General features: G+C 78.6%; 1 pseudogene. It reads right to left on the bottom strand.

The annotated features are described in order from the left end of the window. Positions 1 to 305, bottom strand: a pseudogene (locus EK403_RS23040) (ribonuclease E/G); the annotation flags it as partial. Between the last annotated feature and the right edge of the window lie 55 nt (positions 306 to 360).

The following is a 360-nucleotide window of genomic DNA, read 5'->3' as shown; positions in this document are numbered from 1 at the left end:
CGCCGCCCCCCCCAGCCGGTGCGGCGGGGGCGGGCCGGATCCTCGGGCGCTTCCGCCAGGGGCGGCGAGGACGGGGCCGGCTCGGCGGCCTTTTCCTCTATCGCCTCAACGACGTCCGCGCCGGCGTCGGCGGCCTCCGTCGGCTCGGCCTCGTGGGTCGCGACGATCTCCTCCGCGGGCGCTTCCTCGACGGTCGCGGCCTGGGCGGGGCCGGGTTCTGCTTCCTCTTCGGCCACGGGCGCGACGGCCTCCGGCGCGAGCGGCGCGGCGCCCGTCAGCGCGGCGGCTTCGCCGTCGGAGGGCACACTATCGGACTCGGAAACCTCGCTGGGGTCCTCGTCGGACGGCCGCGGGGCGGAG

It is taken from the genome of Hansschlegelia zhihuaiae (genome assembly GCF_004103825.1).
Lineage (GTDB): Bacteria > Pseudomonadota > Alphaproteobacteria > Rhizobiales > Methylopilaceae > Methylopila > Methylopila zhihuaiae.
This window is presented reverse-complemented; position numbering and strand designations above follow the sequence as displayed.